The sequence below is a fragment of the Pseudonocardia sp. P-1 genome (assembly GCF_058111925.1).
In genome coordinates, this window is sequence record NZ_CM176614.1 from 4,570,930 (window position 1) to 4,585,557 (window position 14,628).

A 14,628-nucleotide genomic window follows, 5' to 3' on the forward strand; every position below is an offset into this window, starting at 1 on the left:
AGACCCCCGTGAGCATCGACCTCCCGGTCACCCCGGGCCCGGCGCCCGCCCCCCACGACGCCCTGCCCGCCCGGCCGGTCGACCCAGCCACGTTCGGCGACGAGGCCACCTACCGGCACACCCGCCTCCCCGTGGACCAGGCGTCGACCCTGCTGCCCGACGCCTACACCTCGCCGGAGTTCTTCGCCCTCGAACGGGAGCGGGTGTTCGCGACCGGTTGGGTCGCGGTCGGCCTCACCGCCGACGTCGACCGGCACGGCGCCTGCGTCGTCGTCGAGGTCGCGGGGCGGTCGGTGATCGTCACCCGCAACCGGCACGGTGAGCTGCGCGCCTTCCACAACGTCTGCCGCCACCGCGCCACCCGGCTGCTCGACGCCGACGCCCGTGAGGTCGGCAGGCGCGGCCGCATCCGCTGTCCGTACCACAGCTGGACCTACGACACCGACGGCGCGTGCCTGGGCACCCCGCTGTTCGAGGGCTCCGACGTCCCGGCCGGGCAGGAGCCCGTGTTCGACACCTCGGTCGCCACCGGCTTCGACCGCGCCGACCAGGGGCTGCTCCCCGTCGCCGTCGACAGCTGGGGGTTCCTGCTGTTCGTCCACCTCGGCCGCGATCCGGGCCCGTTGCGCGAGCAGCTCGGTGACCTGCCCGCCCGGTTCGCCGACCACCGACTGGAGGCCTGGTCGCCCCGCCGTCGCCGCCGCTACGACGTCGCGGCCAACTACAAGCTCGTCGGCGAGAACTTCATGGAGTACTACCACCTGCCGTGGGTGCATCCCGAGCTCAACCGGGTCTCCCGGTTCTCCGACCACTACCGCTGGCAGGGCCCCGGCATGTACACGGGCATGTGCACCACCCCGGTGTCGCGCAACACCGAGGCAGGCGGCTGGGACGGCCCGGCGCCGCTGAGCACGCTCGGCCCCGACGACGCGGACAGCGGCCGCTTCGTCTGGCTGTTCCCCAGCTGCGCGCTGGTGGTGCTGCCCAACCACGCCTTCGTGCTGCTCAACCGCCCGGTGGCCGCCGACCGGACGGAGGAGACCGCGGTGCTGCTCACCCATCCCGAGTTCGTCGACGACGAGGACGGCCGTGCGGGGCTCGACCAGCTCGAGGCGTTCTGGGACCTGGTCAACCGCCAGGACCTGGACATCGTCGAGCGGGTCCAGCAGGGCCTGGCGGACCCGGCCTTCCGCGGCGGCCGGATGTGCTTCCGCTTCGAGGAGCCCGTCCACCGCTTCCAGAACATGGTCGTCGACCGGATGGTCGGCCTCGACCGGGTCCCGGCCGGCGACGACGTCACCGCCGTGCGGATGTTCCCGGACCCGAATAGTATCGCCTGATACCTGTCGTCTGACAGCTATTTGGGTACCGTGACGGCGTGGACGACGACCAGGAGACCCGGCTGTTCGAGCTGGCCGACCGCATCCTCGCGGTCGGCAGGCTCATCCACGCGTCGAAGGAGCCCGCGTTCGCCGGGCAGAGCTGGACCCCGCTGGAGAGCGCGGTGATGCGCGTGGTCGACCGGGAGCCGGGCATCACCGCCGGTGCCGTCGCCCGGGCGACCCGGCTGATCTCCAGCAACACCAGCCGCGCGCTGCGCAACCTCGAGTCCAAGGGCCTGGTGCGGCGCGTGCCCGACCCCGACGACGCGCGCCGGGTCCGCCTGTACCCGACCGACCGCGCCGAGCAGAACCTGCGCGAGCTGCGTCGCATCTGGAGCGAGCTGCTCGACGGGGTCGCCGACGACCCCGCGGGGATCGACACGGCCGTCGTCCTGCTGCGCCGGATCGAGAACGGGCTCGCCGGCGACCCCCGCACCCACACCCAGGAGCAGACATGACCGACCGCACCGCACTCGTCGTCGGGGCCTCGCGCTCACTCGGGCTCGCCCTGGCGGGCGAACTCGCCGAGCGGGGGTTCGACGTCGTCGCCACCGTGCGTGGTGAGACCCCGGAGGCCCTCGCGGCACTCGCCGACCGGACCGGGCGGGTGACCGTCGAGCACCTCGACATCACCGACACCGGGCAGATCGACGCGCTGCGCGAGCGGCTCGGCGGCCGCCGGATCGACCTGTTGTTCGTCAACGCCGGCATCACCGACGCCGACGTGCCGGCCGCCCAGGTGCCCACCGAGGTGTTCGTCGAGGTCATGGTGACCAACGCGCTGAGCCCGATGCGGGTCGTCGAGGGGCTCGCCCCGCTGGTCCCGCCCACCGGCACGATCGGGGTCATGTCGTCGCGGCAGGGCAGCATCGGGTTCAACACCCGGGGCGGGCACGAGGTCTACCGGGCGAGCAAGTCCGCGCTCAACCAGCTCATGCGCAGCTACGCCGCCCGGACGGCGCAGGACCCGCGCACCCTGCTGCTCCTGCACCCGGGGTGGGTGCAGACCGAGCTGGGCGGCCCCGGGGCCCGGCTGACCGTCGCGGAGAGCGCGCGCGGGGTGGCCGAGGTCCTGGTGGGCCACGCGCACGACGGCGGCCTGCAGTTCCTCGACCACACCGGAGCGGTCGTCCCCTGGTGAGCCCCGGCACGCCTCACGGTCAGGACAGGTGCGACACCTCCGGCCGGGACTTGTGGCCGTCGTCGTCGCCGACCGCTCCCTGGGCGCCCCGCGGGTCGCACTCCTCGCTCCCGGCCACGCCGAGCCGGACCACCACCGACTTCGACGCCGGCTGGTTGCTCTTCAGCGCGGTGGCGTCGAGCGGGACCAGCGGGTTCGTCTCCGGGTAGTACGCCGCCGCGGTACCCCGCGGGACGTCGTAGGCCACCAGGCGGAAGTCGGACGCGCAGCGCACGTGCTCGTCGCCCTCCCAGCGCGTGATCAGGTCCACGTGGTCGCCCTCGGAGTACCCGAGCGCCGCGATGTCCTCGCGGTGGCAGAACACGACCCGGCGCCCACCCTCGATGCCGCGGTAGCGGTCCGACAGGCCGTAGATGGTGGTGTTGAACTGGTCGTGGCTGCGCAGGGTCTGGAGCAGCAGGTGCCCGTCGGGCACCTCGAGCACCTCGATCGGCGACACCGCGAACTCGCCGCGCCCGGACCCGGTCTCGAAGGTCCGCGAGTCCCGCGGCGGGTGCGGCAGCACGAACCCACCGGGGCGACGGACGTTCACCTCGTAGCTCTCGCAGCCGGTCACGACGCGGGAGATGTGGTCGCGGATGCGGCGGTAGTCCCCGCGCATCGCCGCCCAGTCGATGCCGTACCGGTCGCCCAGGGTGGCCTCGGCGATCCCGGTGATGATCGCGACCTCGGAGCGCAGGTGCGGGCTCGCCGGCGGCAGCGGGCCGCGGGACGAGTGCACGGAGCACGTGGAGTCCTCGACCGAGACGAACTGCGGTCCGGACTCCTGGACGTCGCGCTCGGTCCGGCCCAGGGTGGGCAGGATCAGCGCGGTCCGGCCGCCGTGCAGGTGCGACCGGTTGATCTTCGTCGAGATCTGCACGGTCAGCCGGGTGCCGGTCAGCGCCGCGGTCGTGACGTCGGTGTCCGGTGCGGCCTGCAGGAAGTTGCCGCCGAGGCCGACGAAGACCTTGACCTTCCGGTCACGCATGGCCCGGATGCTGTCGACGGTGTCCAGGCCGTGCTCACGGGGCGGGTCGAACGCGAACTCGGCCTGCAGGGCGTCGAGGAAGGAGTCCGGGACGCGCTCCCAGATGCCCATCGTCCGGTCGCCCTGGACGTTGGAGTGGCCGCGGACCGGGAAGAGCCCGGCGCCCGGACGGCCGATGTTGCCCTGGGCCAGGGCGACGTTGACGACCTCCTTGATCGTCGCGACGCCGTTGCGGTGCTGGGTCAGACCCATCGCCCAGCAGAAGACGGTCTTGCGCGAGTCCCGCAACAGGGCCGCGGCCCGGGTGATGTCGGCCCAGGACAGCCCGGTGGACCGGGTGACGGCGTCGCGATCGATCGAGGCGACGTGGTCGCGCCAGGCGTCGAAGCCGCTGGTGTGCCGGTCGAGGAACTCGTGGTCCAGGGCGTCCCACGCGACGAGCAGTGAGCCGATGGCCTGGAACAGCGCCAGATCGCCGTTGACCCGGACCGGCAGGTGCAGGTCGGAGATGTCGGTGCCGCGTCCGAGCACCCCCTGGGGGGTCTGCGGGTTCTTGAACCGCATCAGCCCGGCCTCGCGCAGCGGGTTGATCGTGAGGATCGTGGCGCCGTTGCGCTTGGCGTGCTCGAGCTGGGTCAGCATCCGCGGGTGGTTGGTGCCCGGGTTCTGTCCGGCGATGACGATCACGTCCGCCTCGAGCAGGTCGGGCAGCGTCACGCTGGCCATGCCGATCCCGATCGACTCCTGCAGGGCGATCGAGGTCGACTCGTGGCACATGTTCGAGCAGTCGGGCAGGTTGTTGGTCCCGAACGCCCTGGCGAAGAGCTGGTAGACGAACGCGGCCTCGTTGGACGCCCGGCCGGAGGTGTAGAAGGTGGCCTCGCCGGGGTCGTCCAGGGCGTTCAGCTCGTCGCCGATCAGCCGGAACGCCGCGTCCCAGCCGATCGGCTCGTAGTGGGTCCCGCCCGGTCGCCGGACCATGGGATGGGTGATCCGGCCCTGCTGGCCGAGCCAGTACTCCGACCGCTCGTCGAGCTCGGCGACGCTGTGGCGGGCGAAGAACTCCGGGGTCGCGCGCCGCGTCGTCGCCTCCTCGGCGATCGCCTTCGCGCCGTTCTCACAGAACTCGGCCACCGAGCGGTGCCCGGGGTCGGGGTCCGGCCAGGCGCAGCTGGTGCAGTCGAAGCCCTCGGCCTGGTTCAGCTTCAGCAGCGTGCGGGCGGTGCGGGACGGTCCCATCCGCTCCAGCGACCGCTTCATCGACACCGCGACGGCCGTCGCCCCGACGGCGTGGTCCTCGGGCGTGCCGACCTCCAGGTCGGCCTCCGAGTAGTCGTCGCTGTGTCCGTCCATGGGGCTACCTCCGCGTTCGACGACCGTCGGGCGGCGCCCCCGTCGGGGGCGCGCCCGCTGTGGACGCGCTACCCGGCTGGAGCGATCCCAACCGTCCACGACCCGATCGGGGCCGGACCGGTGGCGTGCGCCGGGGCCGACCCGGGGAAGAGGATCACGCAGGGTCACCTGTCGGCGGTCCGTCGACCACCGGTCGTCCCGGTCGCCGCGCCCGGCGTCCCCGGTGGCCCGGTTGTCGTGGCGGGCAAGCGGATCCGCCTCGTCCTGCGGCGGTCGATCGTTGTCCGGGATGTGGTGCACGCCGACCGGGAGCCCGGCGTGCGGCACCGGCCGGTCCGAGGCGCGTCGCCCCCGCCAGGGCGGTACGTCCCGGACCGGCCGTCCCCTCGGCCGGGGCGTCGTCCGACGGTCGCGGGGCCGAGCCCGCGCCGGCGGAGCACGCCGATCGGATCCGAAGGAGCCTCAGGTGGACATCCTCGACGTCCGGGACGAGCTGTTCCGGCACCGCCCCGCGCGGGCCGACATCGGACGCGCGGAGGCGGCGACGACACTCCGGTTCGCCTGCGCCGGGACCCTCGACCGGACCGTCGGGGCGGCATCGGTCCCGGTGCTGGACGTCCCAGCCGGGTGCGCGCGCGCCGTCGGTCGCCTGGCCCGGCAGATCACCGACCTGTTCGAGATCCCCGTCGTCCGGCTGTCCGCCGAGTCCCTCCGGGTCGTCGCACGGGTCCCGGAGCTGGCCCGCCGCACCCGGCTGTGCGACAGCACCGGCCGCTGGGTACGCGGCCTGCCGCCGCCGGTCGTCGCGGGCGACGACGCGGTCCTGGCCGGGGCCTGGCGCGCCGCGTTCCTGGTGGCCGGGGCGCTCGGCGGCCGCGGCCGGGCCGGGCTGGAGCTGCTCTGCCCGTCCCCGGAGACGGCGATGGCGCTCACCGGAGCGGCCCGGCGCCTCGGCGTCGCCGCGCTGACCCGCCCCGGCATCCACGGCGACCGCGTCGTCGTCCGCGACCCCGTCGACGTGCGCGCGGTGCTCGGCCGGATGGGTGCGCCGTGCGCGGCGCAGGCGTGGAACCCCGACCTGCGGCGCGGGACCGGGGAGGTGCCGGTGAGCGGCGCGCTGCACGACGCCAACCGGGAGCGCGCCTCCCAGGCCGCGGCGATGACGACCCTGCGCGTCCAGGCGCTGCTGGCGGACCCGCCCGCAGGGGTGCCCGAGCGACTGCTGGCCACCGGCCTGCTGCGGGCCCGCAACCCGGAGCTGTCGTTGCAGGAGCTGGGCCGCCTCGCCGACCCGCCGATGACCAAGGACGCGATCGCCGGGCGGCTGCGGCGGCTGCTCGAGCACACCGAGCGCCTCACCCGCTGAGCGCCCTGCCCGACGGCCCGGCCCGCCGTCGCTCAGCCGCGGGCCGCGACGACCCCGGCCGCGGCCAGCGGTGCGGTCGCCTCGCCCACGGTCGCGAACCCGTCGCCGCGGGTGTCGCCGCGCAGGTGCCGGGCGTGGATGCCCTCGGCGATGACGGCGACCTTCAGGTAGGCCAGGCCGCGGTGGAACGCCCAGTCCCGCGGCTCGCGCCCGGACGCCGCGGCGTAGCGCTCCACCAGCTCGTCGGCACCCGGCATCCGGGTGCTGGTGGAGGCCGCGGCCCCGGCCAGGACCGGGGCGAACACGGGGTCGCCGTAGACGACGTGCAGGGCCAGGTCGGCCAGCGGGTCGCCGAGGGTGGCCATCTCCCAGTCGACCAGGGCGCGCACCACGGTGGGGTCGTCGCGGTCGAGGATGGCGTTGTCGATACGGAAGTCCCCGTGCACGACGGCGTGGTCGCTCTCGGCCGGGCAGCTCGCCTCGAGCAGGCCGTGCAGGGTGTCCACGTCGGGCAGCTCGCGGGTGGCGACGCGCTGCCACTGGCCGTACCAGCGCTCGACCTGGCGGCGCAGGTACCCGGCGGGGCGGCCCAGCTCGGACAACGGGCCGGTGGCGACGTCGACGGCGTGCAGCGCGGCGAGGGTGTCGACCAGGGAGAACGCGGTCGCCCGCACGCCTGCGTCGTCGAGGGTGGCGAGGTCGTCCTCGCTGCGCACCACGATCCCGTCGACGAACCCGGTGAGCGCGAACGGCACCCCCAGCACCGACGCGTCGGCCAGCGCGACCGCCGGTGCGACGGGGACCCCGGACCCGGCGAGGGCGGCGACGACCCGGTACTCGCGGCCCATGTCGTGCGCGGACGGGGTCAGCGTGCCGAGTGGGGGGCGGCGCAGGATCCAGACGTGTTCCCCGTCGGTGACCCGGTAGGTGAGGTTGGACCGCCCGCCGGAGACGAGCTCGGCGGTGACCCCGCCGCGGTAGCCGTCGACGTGCCGGCGCAGGAACGCGTCCAGCGCGGTCAGGTCCAGGCCGTCGGGGCTCATCGGGTGGCCCGCGCGACGGTGCGGCGGGCGATCGACCAGCGGTGGGTCTCCGAGGGGCCGTCGTAGATGCGGAACGGGCGCACCTCGCGCAGGAACCGGCTCAACAGCACGTCCCCGGAGACGCCGCGGCCGCCGTTGAGCTGCAGGGCCCGGTCGACGACCCGCCACACGGCCTCCGCGGTGAAGGTCTTGGCGATCGAGACCTCCATCCCGGCGGGGCGGCCCTGGTCGAGCTCCCAGCAGGCGCGCAGGACCAGCCCGCGCGCGGCGGCGATGTCGATCTCGTTGTCGGCGATCATCGCCTGCGCCATGCCGAGGTCGGCCAGCCGTGACCCGAACACCTGCCGCTCCGCCGCCCAGGCCACGGCGATGTCCTGGGCGCGGCGCGCGATGCCCAGCCAGCGCATGCAGTGGGTCAACCGGGCCGGGCCGAGACGGACCTGGGCGTAGCGGTAGCCCTCGTCGACCTCACCCAGCACGGCGTCGTCGGTGACGCGGCAGTCGGAGAACCCCACCTCCAGGTGCCCGCCGTAGAGCGACTCGTCCAGCGTCGGGATGTGCCGGCCGATCGTCATGCCGGGGTTGTCGGCGTCGACGAGGAACATCGTCGCACCACCACGGTCACCGGGCACGCCGCTGGTGCGGGCCATGACGATGGCGAACGCGGCGCCGTCGGCGCCGGTGATGAACCACTTCCGGCCGTCGATCCGCCAGCCGCCGTCGACCCGGGTGGCCGTGGTGGACAGTGCGTCGGGGTCGGACCCGGCGCCGGGGGAGGGCTCGGTCATCGCGAAGCACGAGCGCACGTCCCCGGCGGCGAGCGGGGCGAGGTAGCGGACCTTCTGGTCCTCCGAGGCGATCCGCTCGAGCAGGTGGATGTTGCCCTCGTCGGGCGCGGCGATGTTCAGCGCGATCGGGCCGAGCAGCGAGTACCCGGCCTCGGTGAACACCGCGGCGCGGCCGCACATGTCCAGGCCGTGCCCGCCGAACTCGGGGGCGGCGTGCGGGGCGAACACCCCCGCGGCGCGGGCGGCGTCCTGCAGCCGGACCCGCTCCCCGTCCGACGGCAGGACGCCGCCGTGGGCCTCCTCGACCGGGACCACCACCTCCCGGACGAAGCGGGCCGTCCGCTCCGCGAGGTCCTGCACGTGCGCGTCCTGGGCGAGGTCGACCGCCATGTCTCCTCCATCGGCTAATGATTGTTAGCCATCATGTAGCAGCATCGCGGCAGCCGGGGACAGCGTCGGGAGCCACATCTCACATCACGGCTATAGACTGCTAGCCGTGCGGAGCGATGAGATCCGGTCGGCGGCGCTGGCGGAGTTCGCCCGCCGCGGCTACGAGGCGACGACCATGGCCGACATCGGAGCCGCCGTCGGGATCCGCGGGCCGAGCCTCTACAAGCACGTCCGCTCCAAGCAGGAGCTGCTCGCCTCGGTCATCGACGCCACCATGGACGCGCTGATCCGCGAGCACGACGCCGCGGTGGCCGGGATCGACGACCCGGTCGAACGGCTGCGCCGCGCCGTCGAGGCGCACGTGCGCTTCCACGCCCGGAACCGGGTGGAGGCCTTCGTCGGCAACCGGGAGCTGCGCAGCCTGACCGAACCGCACCGGTCGGAGATCCTCGCCAGACGCGCCGACTACGAGCAGCGCTTCCGGCGGCTGATCGCCGACGGCGCCGACGCCGGGGTGTTCTCGGTCGCGTCGCCGCGGCTCGCGTCGTACGCGATCCTCGACCAGGGGATGGGCGTCGCGGTGTGGTTCCGCGACGACGCGGGCCCGGGGGAGAACGAGGTCGCCTGGCAGCTCGCGGAGTTCGCGCTACGCCTCGTCGGGGCCGGGCCCGCCGCGCTCAGGCCCCGGTGAACCGGGGCCGCGGCGCTCGGCCGGCGCCCGCGCGCCCTCCAGGATCGGCATCCGGGCGCCCGGCCCCGGACCGCGGGGTGGGGACACGGACCGTCGTCACCCGGGCCGGCGTGGTGTCCGCCGACGACGACCGGGTCACCGCCCTGCTCTACTTCACGCAGGAGGCCGCCCGCACCGGCGAGCCACCGCGCACCACCCCGGGCCGCGCCGAGGTCACGGTCAAGCGGGTCGACGGCCGGTGGCTCGTGTCCGACCTGCGCAACTTCTAGGCGAGAAGGAGACGTGACCCCATGACGGGTGTCGAGGTGAAGGTCGAGGGGCTGACGAAGTCCTTCGGTCGGGCCAACATCTGGTCGGACGTGAGCCTGACGCTGCCCGCGGGTGAGGTGTCGGTGCTGCTCGGGCCGTCGGGTACGGGTAAGTCGGTGTTCCTGAAGTCCCTGATCGGGCTGCTGAAGCCGGAGCGGGGGTCGATCGTGATCGAGGGCGTCGACCTGTGCAAGTGCTCGGAGTCGGAGCTGTACGAGATCCGGAAGCTGTTCGGGGTGCTGTTCCAGGACGGTGCGTTGTTCGGGTCGATGAACCTGTTCGACAACATCGCGTTCCCGTTGCGGGAGCACACGCGCAAGTCGGAGTCGGCGATCCGCGACATCGTCATGGAGAAGATCGACATGGTCGGTCTGGTCGGTGCCGAGGGCAAGCTGCCGGGTGAGATCTCGGGTGGTATGCGTAAGCGGGCGGGGTTGGCGCGGGCGTTGGTGCTGGATCCGAAGATCATTCTGTTCGACGAGCCGGACTCGGGTCTGGATCCGGTGCGTACGGCGTATCTGAACCAGCTGATCATCGATCTGAATGCGATGACGGACTCGACGTTCCTGATCGTGACCCACGACATCAACTCGGCGCAGACGGTGCCGGACAACATCGGGTTGCTCTACCGCAAGCACCTGGCGATGTTCGGCCCCCGTGAGGTGTTGCTGACCTCCGACGAGCCGGTGGTGGCGCAGTTCCTCAACGGGCGTCGGGAGGGTCCGATCGGGATGTCGGAGGAGAAGGACGCCGCCCAGGCCGCCCGCGAGATGGAGGAGGCCGGCGGTGAGCTGGAGGGGCGTCCCGAGATGAAGCCCCAGCTCGTGGCCTCGACCGGGATGCCCGACCGGCAGGCGGTGCACCGTCGTCGGGAGCGGGTCCAGGCGATGCTGCACGAGCTGCCGTCCTCGGCGCAGGAGGCGATCCGGGAGCAGTACGCCGATGCCGACGCGGCGTCCACCGGCCCGTCGCGGGACGGGACGACCCGGCAGGAGGCGCGAGCGGGCGGCGACGACTGGCCCACCGACGTCCACCCGCGGGTCGGCGGCTGACGGAGGGGGTCCCGGTCCATCCCGCCGCGCGTCTCGACAGGACGGCGCGCAGGGAGACCTGCCGGGCGCGGGCTCAGCTCCCGGCGTCTCCCGAGGGCAGTGCCGGGCCCGCCTTGAGCGCGACCCCGGACAGCTTGAGCCGCCGCGCCTCGCTCATCAGCAGGGCGAGCGTGGTCGCGGCGGCGGCGTAGCCGGTGCCGTGCGGCGGGCGGACGTTGGAGATGCAGTTGCGCTCGGAGTCGCGGCGGCCCCGGTGGGCGTCGTAGGTGAAGTACAGCCCGAGCGAGTCGACCGAGCTCATCCCCGGCCGCTCCCCGACGAGCACGACGACGTGCCGCGCCCCCACCGCGGTCGCGATCTCGTCGCCGAGCGCGACCCGGGCCTGGGTGGCGACGACGACCGGCGCCACCCGCCACCCGTCGAGCCGGTCGAGGATCTCGGCCAGCATCCCCGGGGCGTGCTCGGCGACCGCGCGGGGCGAGAGCCCGTCGGCGACGACGAGCACCACGTCGTGCTCCCCGCGCGGCAGGTCGGCGCCGTCGGCGAGGCGGCGGCCCAGGTCGGGCCGGGTCAGGTACTCGGTGCGGTCGGCCGGGGCCCCGGCGGCGCGCAGCGTGTCCACCCCGAGCGCGGCGATCCGGTCGGTGAGCGCGTCGACGTCGAGCGGGGTGTGCACGGCGTCGCGGGCCGCGGCGTGCGCGGCGCGCAGCTCCAGCAGCCGCGCGGTCGGCAGCGCGTCCCCGGCCCGCCCGAGCGCCACCCGCGCCCGGGTGGAGGCCCGCAGCAGCTCCAGCGGGTCCGCTGCGCTCACCCCACACCCGCCGTCAGCGCACGGACCGCCGCGGGGGCCAGCTCCTTGAGCCGTCCGTCCGGTGCCAGCATGTCCATGGTGGACAGCCACCCCTCGAACTCGGGGGCGGGACGCAGGCCCAGCACCTGACGGGCGTAGAGCGCGTCGTGGAAGGACAGCGACTGGTAGTGGAGCATCACGTCGTCGCCGCCGGGCACGCAGATCACGAATGAGCAACCGGCCGCGCCGAGCAGGGTGAGCAGGGCGTCGGTGTCGTCGGCGTCGGCCTCGGCGTGGTTGGTGTAGCAGACGTCGACGCCCATCGGGACACCCAGCAGCTTCCCGCACAGGTGGTCCTCCAGACCGGCGCGGGTGATCTGCTTGCCGTCGTAGAGGTACTCCGGCCCGATGAACCCGACGACGGTGTTGACCAGAAGCGGGTCGAACGCCCGGCACACGGCGTAGGCGCGGGCTTCGAGGGTCTGCTGGTCGACGCCGTGGTGGGCGTCGGCGGACAGCGCGGAGCCCTGCCCGGTCTCGAAGTACATGCAGTTCGTGCCGACGGTGCCCCGGCCCAGTGACAGCGCCGCGTCGTGTGCCTCGCGCAGCATCGCCAGGGTCACCCCGAACCCGGTGTTCGCCGCCTCGGTGCCGGCGACGGACTGGAACACCAGGTCCACCGGGGCGCCGCGCTCCATGATCTCGATGGAGGTCGTGACGTGGGCGAGCACGCAGGACTGGGTGGGGATGTCGTAGCGGGTGCGCACCTCGTCGACCAGGTGCAGCAGGTCGGTGGTGCGCTGCGGCGAGTCGGTCGCCGGGTTGATGCCGATGACGGCGTCGCCGCAGCCGAGCAGCAGCCCGTCGACGATGGACGCGGTCACCCCGGACGGGTCGTCGGTGGGGTGGTTGGGCTGCAGCCGGGTCGCCATCGTGCCGGGCAGCCCGACCGTCGAGCGGAACGCGGTGACGACCGGGGTACGCCGCGCGACGGCGATCAGGTCCTGCAGCCGCATCAGCTTGGCCGTCGCCGCGACCATCTCCGGGGTCAGGCCGGGCGCGAGCGCGGTGGTGTCGGTGGACGGGTCGAGCAGGTGCTCACGGAACCCGCCGACGGTCATCGACGCGACCGGGGCGAACGCCGCGCGGTCGTGCGAGTCGAGGATCAGGCGGGTCACCTCGTCGTCCTCGTAGGGGACGACCTGCTCGTCGAGGAAGGTGGCGAGCGGCAGGTCGGCCAGAACCGTCTGGGCGGCGACGCGTTCCTGCTCCGACCGGGCCGCGACCCCGGCGAGCACGTCCCCTGAGCGTTCCGGGGTGGCCGCGGCCAGCAGCGCCCGGAGGTCGGCGAACTCGTGCGTGTGCCCACCGAGGGTGGCTCTGCGGGTGGTCACGTCAGCTCGGCCTCCGCCTGCGCCAGCGCCGCGAACTCCTCGTCGGGGGCCGCGGCGACCAGGTGGTGTCGGGAGTAGAACGCGAAGTACAGCATGAACAGGGCGAAGGCGCCGAGGGTCGCGCCCGCCGCGACCGGGTCGACGAGGAACGTCGCGATGACGGCGAGCACCGCGACGACCAGCGCGAACCCGGTCGTGACGACGCCGCCGGGGGTCCGGTAGGGCCGCGGCATCTCCGGCGCGGTCCGGCGCAGCACGATGTGGCTGACCATCATCAGCACGTACGACAGCGCGGCCCCGAACACCGCCATGTTCAGCAGCACGTCCCCCTGCCCGGTCAGCGAGAGCAGGAATCCGATCGCGCCGGGGACGATCAGGGCGAGGGTGGGTGCCTTGCGGCCGTTGGTCACCGACAGCACCCGCGGCAGGTACCCGGCGCGTGACAGCGCGAAGGTCTGGCGGGAGTAGGCGTAGATGATCGAGAAGAAGCTCGCGACGAGCCCGGCCAGCCCGACGTAGTTGACGACGACCCCGGCGGTCGACCCGCCGAGCGCCTCGACGAGCGGGTTGCCCGACTCCGACAGCGCCTGTGCGCCGAGCGCGCCGGTCGCGAGCACGAGCACCAGCGTCCCGGTGACGAGCAGGACCAGCATCGCGGCGACGATGCCGCGGGGCACGTTGCGCTCGGGGTCGCGTGCCTCCTCCGCGGCCAGCGGGACGCCCTCCAGCGCGAGGAAGAACCAGATCGCGAACGGCACCGCCGACCAGATCCCCAGGTAGCCGAAGGGCAGGAATGGTGACGCCCCGGCGGCCGCGGTCGGCGCGATGTCCACGAGGTTGGCGGTGTCGAACAGCGGCACCGCGGCGACGGCGAAGATCAGCAGCCCCAGCACGGCGATCGCGGTGATCACGAACATGACCTTGAGCGCCTCGCCGACGCCGGCGATGTGGATGCCGATGAACAGCAGGTAGGCGGCGAGGTAGACCCACCAGCCGTCGGTGATCCCGAACAGGCCGAGCGACTCGACGTAGGCACCGATGAAGGTGGCGATCGCCGCGGGGGCGATGGCGTACTCGATGAGGATCGCGGTGCCGGTCGCGAACCCGCCCCACGGGCCCAGCGCGCGGCGGGCGAAGGTGTAGCCGCCGCCCGCGGCGGGCAGCGCCGAGGACAGCTCGGCCATGCCCAGCACCATCGCGAAGTACATGCCCGCGATGACGACACCGGCGATCAGCAACCCGCCGAACCCGCCCTGGGCGAGACCGAAGTTCCAGCCGGAGTAGTCGCCGGAGATGACGTAGCTGACGCCGAGCCCGGCCAGCAGGACCCAGCCCGCGGCCCCGGTCCGCAGCCGGCGTCGCTCCAGGTAGTCCGATGGATCCTGGGCCATGTCGTCCTCCTGGGCGCGTCCGCACCGGCGGGGACCGCCGGGTGTGGGGACAAGCTAGGAAGTACGGGCCGGACCGGGGTAGGGCCGCGCGGGGTAACCGTGTGAAGAGTGTGTGTCCGCCGCGGGGTGCGGGGCGGGGCGGCGGTGACGCGCGCACCGCCCCGCACCGGGCTGCTCAGTCCGCGAGCTTGCTGATCGCCTGCGCCCAGAGGAAGAACTTGTTGGTGCCCAGGTCACGGACGGTCGTGATGTTGAACGCCTCCTTGAGGAGCTTCGCGTCGCCCTCGGAGACGCCCTTCAGCGCGTCGACGGGGGCGTCGGCCAGCTCCTCGACACCCTTGCCCTCGTACGCCTTGTCGAACTTGCCGGCGATGTCGCCCACGACTGCTCCTTCCCGATGCGGCCCGGGACCGCGTCCTACGGATGTGCGTGGGCCAGCCTGGCAGTGATCGTTGCGGGACCGAACGACCGACACCCGTGACTCGGTGAACGGGCGAGCGGGCCGCCG

At 73.4% G+C, this 14,628-nt stretch carries 14 protein-coding genes; 7 read left to right on the forward strand and 7 right to left on the reverse strand.

Annotation, left to right across the window (positions count from 1 at the left end; genetic code table 11):
• Positions 1–8 precede the first annotated feature (8 nt).
• From AC0GKK_RS22455 to AC0GKK_RS22465, 3 genes are read left to right on the forward strand one after another with little or no spacing between them, the layout of a single operon-like run.
• The gene (locus tag AC0GKK_RS22455) at positions 9–1,340 is read left to right on the forward strand and encodes an aromatic ring-hydroxylating oxygenase subunit alpha (protein WP_489882466.1); all 1,332 of its coding nucleotides are present in this window, start codon (positions 9–11) and stop codon (positions 1,338–1,340) included.
• Positions 1,341–1,378: 38 nt separating this feature from the next.
• A complete protein-coding gene (locus AC0GKK_RS22460) occupies positions 1,379–1,840 on the forward strand; it encodes a MarR family winged helix-turn-helix transcriptional regulator (protein WP_208826468.1) in 462 nt (153 codons plus the stop codon).
• On the forward strand, positions 1,837–2,523 hold the full coding sequence (locus AC0GKK_RS22465) for an SDR family oxidoreductase (RefSeq protein ID WP_062396927.1): 687 nt from the start codon (positions 1,837–1,839) through the stop codon (positions 2,521–2,523). The genes AC0GKK_RS22460 and AC0GKK_RS22465 overlap by 4 nt, the downstream gene beginning before the upstream one ends.
• A gap of 19 nt (positions 2,524–2,542) precedes the next feature.
• Here the strand turns inward: AC0GKK_RS22465 and AC0GKK_RS22470 are convergent, their stop codons facing one another.
• Complete coding sequence (locus AC0GKK_RS22470) at positions 2,543–4,906, reverse strand: FdhF/YdeP family oxidoreductase (protein WP_489882467.1); 2,364 nt, start codon at positions 4,904–4,906, stop codon at positions 2,543–2,545.
• Between the two features lie 466 nt (positions 4,907–5,372).
• On the opposite strand from AC0GKK_RS22470, the gene whiA reads away from it, so the two are divergent.
• Positions 5,373–6,272, forward strand: coding sequence for a DNA-binding protein WhiA (gene whiA, locus AC0GKK_RS22475; protein WP_357439510.1), 900 nt, complete (start codon positions 5,373–5,375; stop codon positions 6,270–6,272).
• A gap of 32 nt (positions 6,273–6,304) precedes the next feature.
• Here the strand turns inward: whiA and AC0GKK_RS22480 are convergent, their stop codons facing one another.
• Together AC0GKK_RS22480 and AC0GKK_RS22485 are read right to left on the reverse strand one after the other, a co-directional pair.
• Positions 6,305–7,315, reverse strand: coding sequence for a phosphotransferase family protein (locus AC0GKK_RS22480; RefSeq protein ID WP_357439506.1), 1,011 nt, complete (start codon positions 7,313–7,315; stop codon positions 6,305–6,307).
• Entirely contained in the window at positions 7,312–8,493 is a 1,182-nt protein-coding gene (locus AC0GKK_RS22485) for an acyl-CoA dehydrogenase family protein (protein ID WP_251787303.1), read from the reverse strand. Before AC0GKK_RS22485 ends, AC0GKK_RS22480 begins: the two co-directional genes overlap by 4 nt.
• A gap of 106 nt (positions 8,494–8,599) precedes the next feature.
• Between AC0GKK_RS22485 and AC0GKK_RS22490 the strand changes: the two genes are divergently transcribed.
• The 3 genes from AC0GKK_RS22490 (at position 8,600) to AC0GKK_RS22500 (ending at position 10,545) form a co-directional block, all read left to right on the forward strand.
• The gene (locus AC0GKK_RS22490; RefSeq protein WP_489882468.1) at positions 8,600–9,184 is read left to right on the forward strand and encodes a TetR/AcrR family transcriptional regulator; all 585 of its coding nucleotides are present in this window, start codon (positions 8,600–8,602) and stop codon (positions 9,182–9,184) included.
• Positions 9,185–9,261: 77 nt separating this feature from the next.
• A complete protein-coding gene (locus tag AC0GKK_RS22495; RefSeq protein ID WP_489882469.1) occupies positions 9,262–9,453 on the forward strand; it encodes a hypothetical protein in 192 nt (63 codons plus the stop codon).
• Positions 9,454–9,474: 21 nt separating this feature from the next.
• Positions 9,475–10,545 (forward strand): ABC transporter ATP-binding protein, encoded by a 1,071-nt coding sequence (locus AC0GKK_RS22500; RefSeq protein ID WP_346864727.1) that lies wholly within the window; start codon positions 9,475–9,477, stop codon positions 10,543–10,545.
• Positions 10,546–10,618: 73 nt separating this feature from the next.
• On the opposite strand, the gene eutC is transcribed toward AC0GKK_RS22500, so the two are convergent.
• The 4 genes from eutC to AC0GKK_RS22520 form a co-directional block, all read right to left on the reverse strand.
• Complete coding sequence (gene eutC, locus AC0GKK_RS22505) at positions 10,619–11,356, reverse strand: ethanolamine ammonia-lyase subunit EutC (protein ID WP_346102866.1); 738 nt, start codon at positions 11,354–11,356, stop codon at positions 10,619–10,621.
• Positions 11,353–12,729, reverse strand: a complete 1,377-nt coding sequence (locus tag AC0GKK_RS22510) for an ethanolamine ammonia-lyase subunit EutB (RefSeq protein ID WP_346102868.1) — start codon at positions 12,727–12,729, stop codon at positions 11,353–11,355. Before AC0GKK_RS22510 ends, eutC begins: the two co-directional genes overlap by 4 nt.
• On the reverse strand, positions 12,726–14,120 hold the full coding sequence (eat, locus tag AC0GKK_RS22515; protein ID WP_489882470.1) for an ethanolamine permease: 1,395 nt from the start codon (positions 14,118–14,120) through the stop codon (positions 12,726–12,728). Before eat ends, AC0GKK_RS22510 begins: the two co-directional genes overlap by 4 nt.
• A gap of 175 nt (positions 14,121–14,295) precedes the next feature.
• Entirely contained in the window at positions 14,296–14,502 is a 207-nt protein-coding gene (locus tag AC0GKK_RS22520) for a hypothetical protein (RefSeq protein WP_073577367.1), read from the reverse strand.
• Between the last annotated feature and the right edge of the window lie 126 nt (positions 14,503–14,628).

Bases quoted from the DNA above. Each gene is read 5' to 3' on its own strand.
- AC0GKK_RS22465 (WP_062396927.1), top strand. From the start codon at position 1,837: ATGACCGACCGCACCGCACTCGTCGTCGGGGCCTCGCGCTCACTCGGG.
- AC0GKK_RS22470 (WP_489882467.1), bottom strand. From the start codon at position 4,906: ATGGACGGACACAGCGACGACTACTCGGAGGCCGACCTGGAGGTCGGC.
- AC0GKK_RS22480 (WP_357439506.1), bottom strand. From the start codon at position 7,315: ATGAGCCCCGACGGCCTGGACCTGACCGCGCTGGACGCGTTCCTGCGC.
- AC0GKK_RS22485 (WP_251787303.1), bottom strand. From the start codon at position 8,493: ATGGCGGTCGACCTCGCCCAGGACGCGCACGTGCAGGACCTCGCGGAG.
- AC0GKK_RS22500 (WP_346864727.1), top strand. From the start codon at position 9,475: ATGACGGGTGTCGAGGTGAAGGTCGAGGGGCTGACGAAGTCCTTCGGT.
- eat (WP_489882470.1), bottom strand. From the start codon at position 14,120: ATGGCCCAGGATCCATCGGACTACCTGGAGCGACGCCGGCTGCGGACC.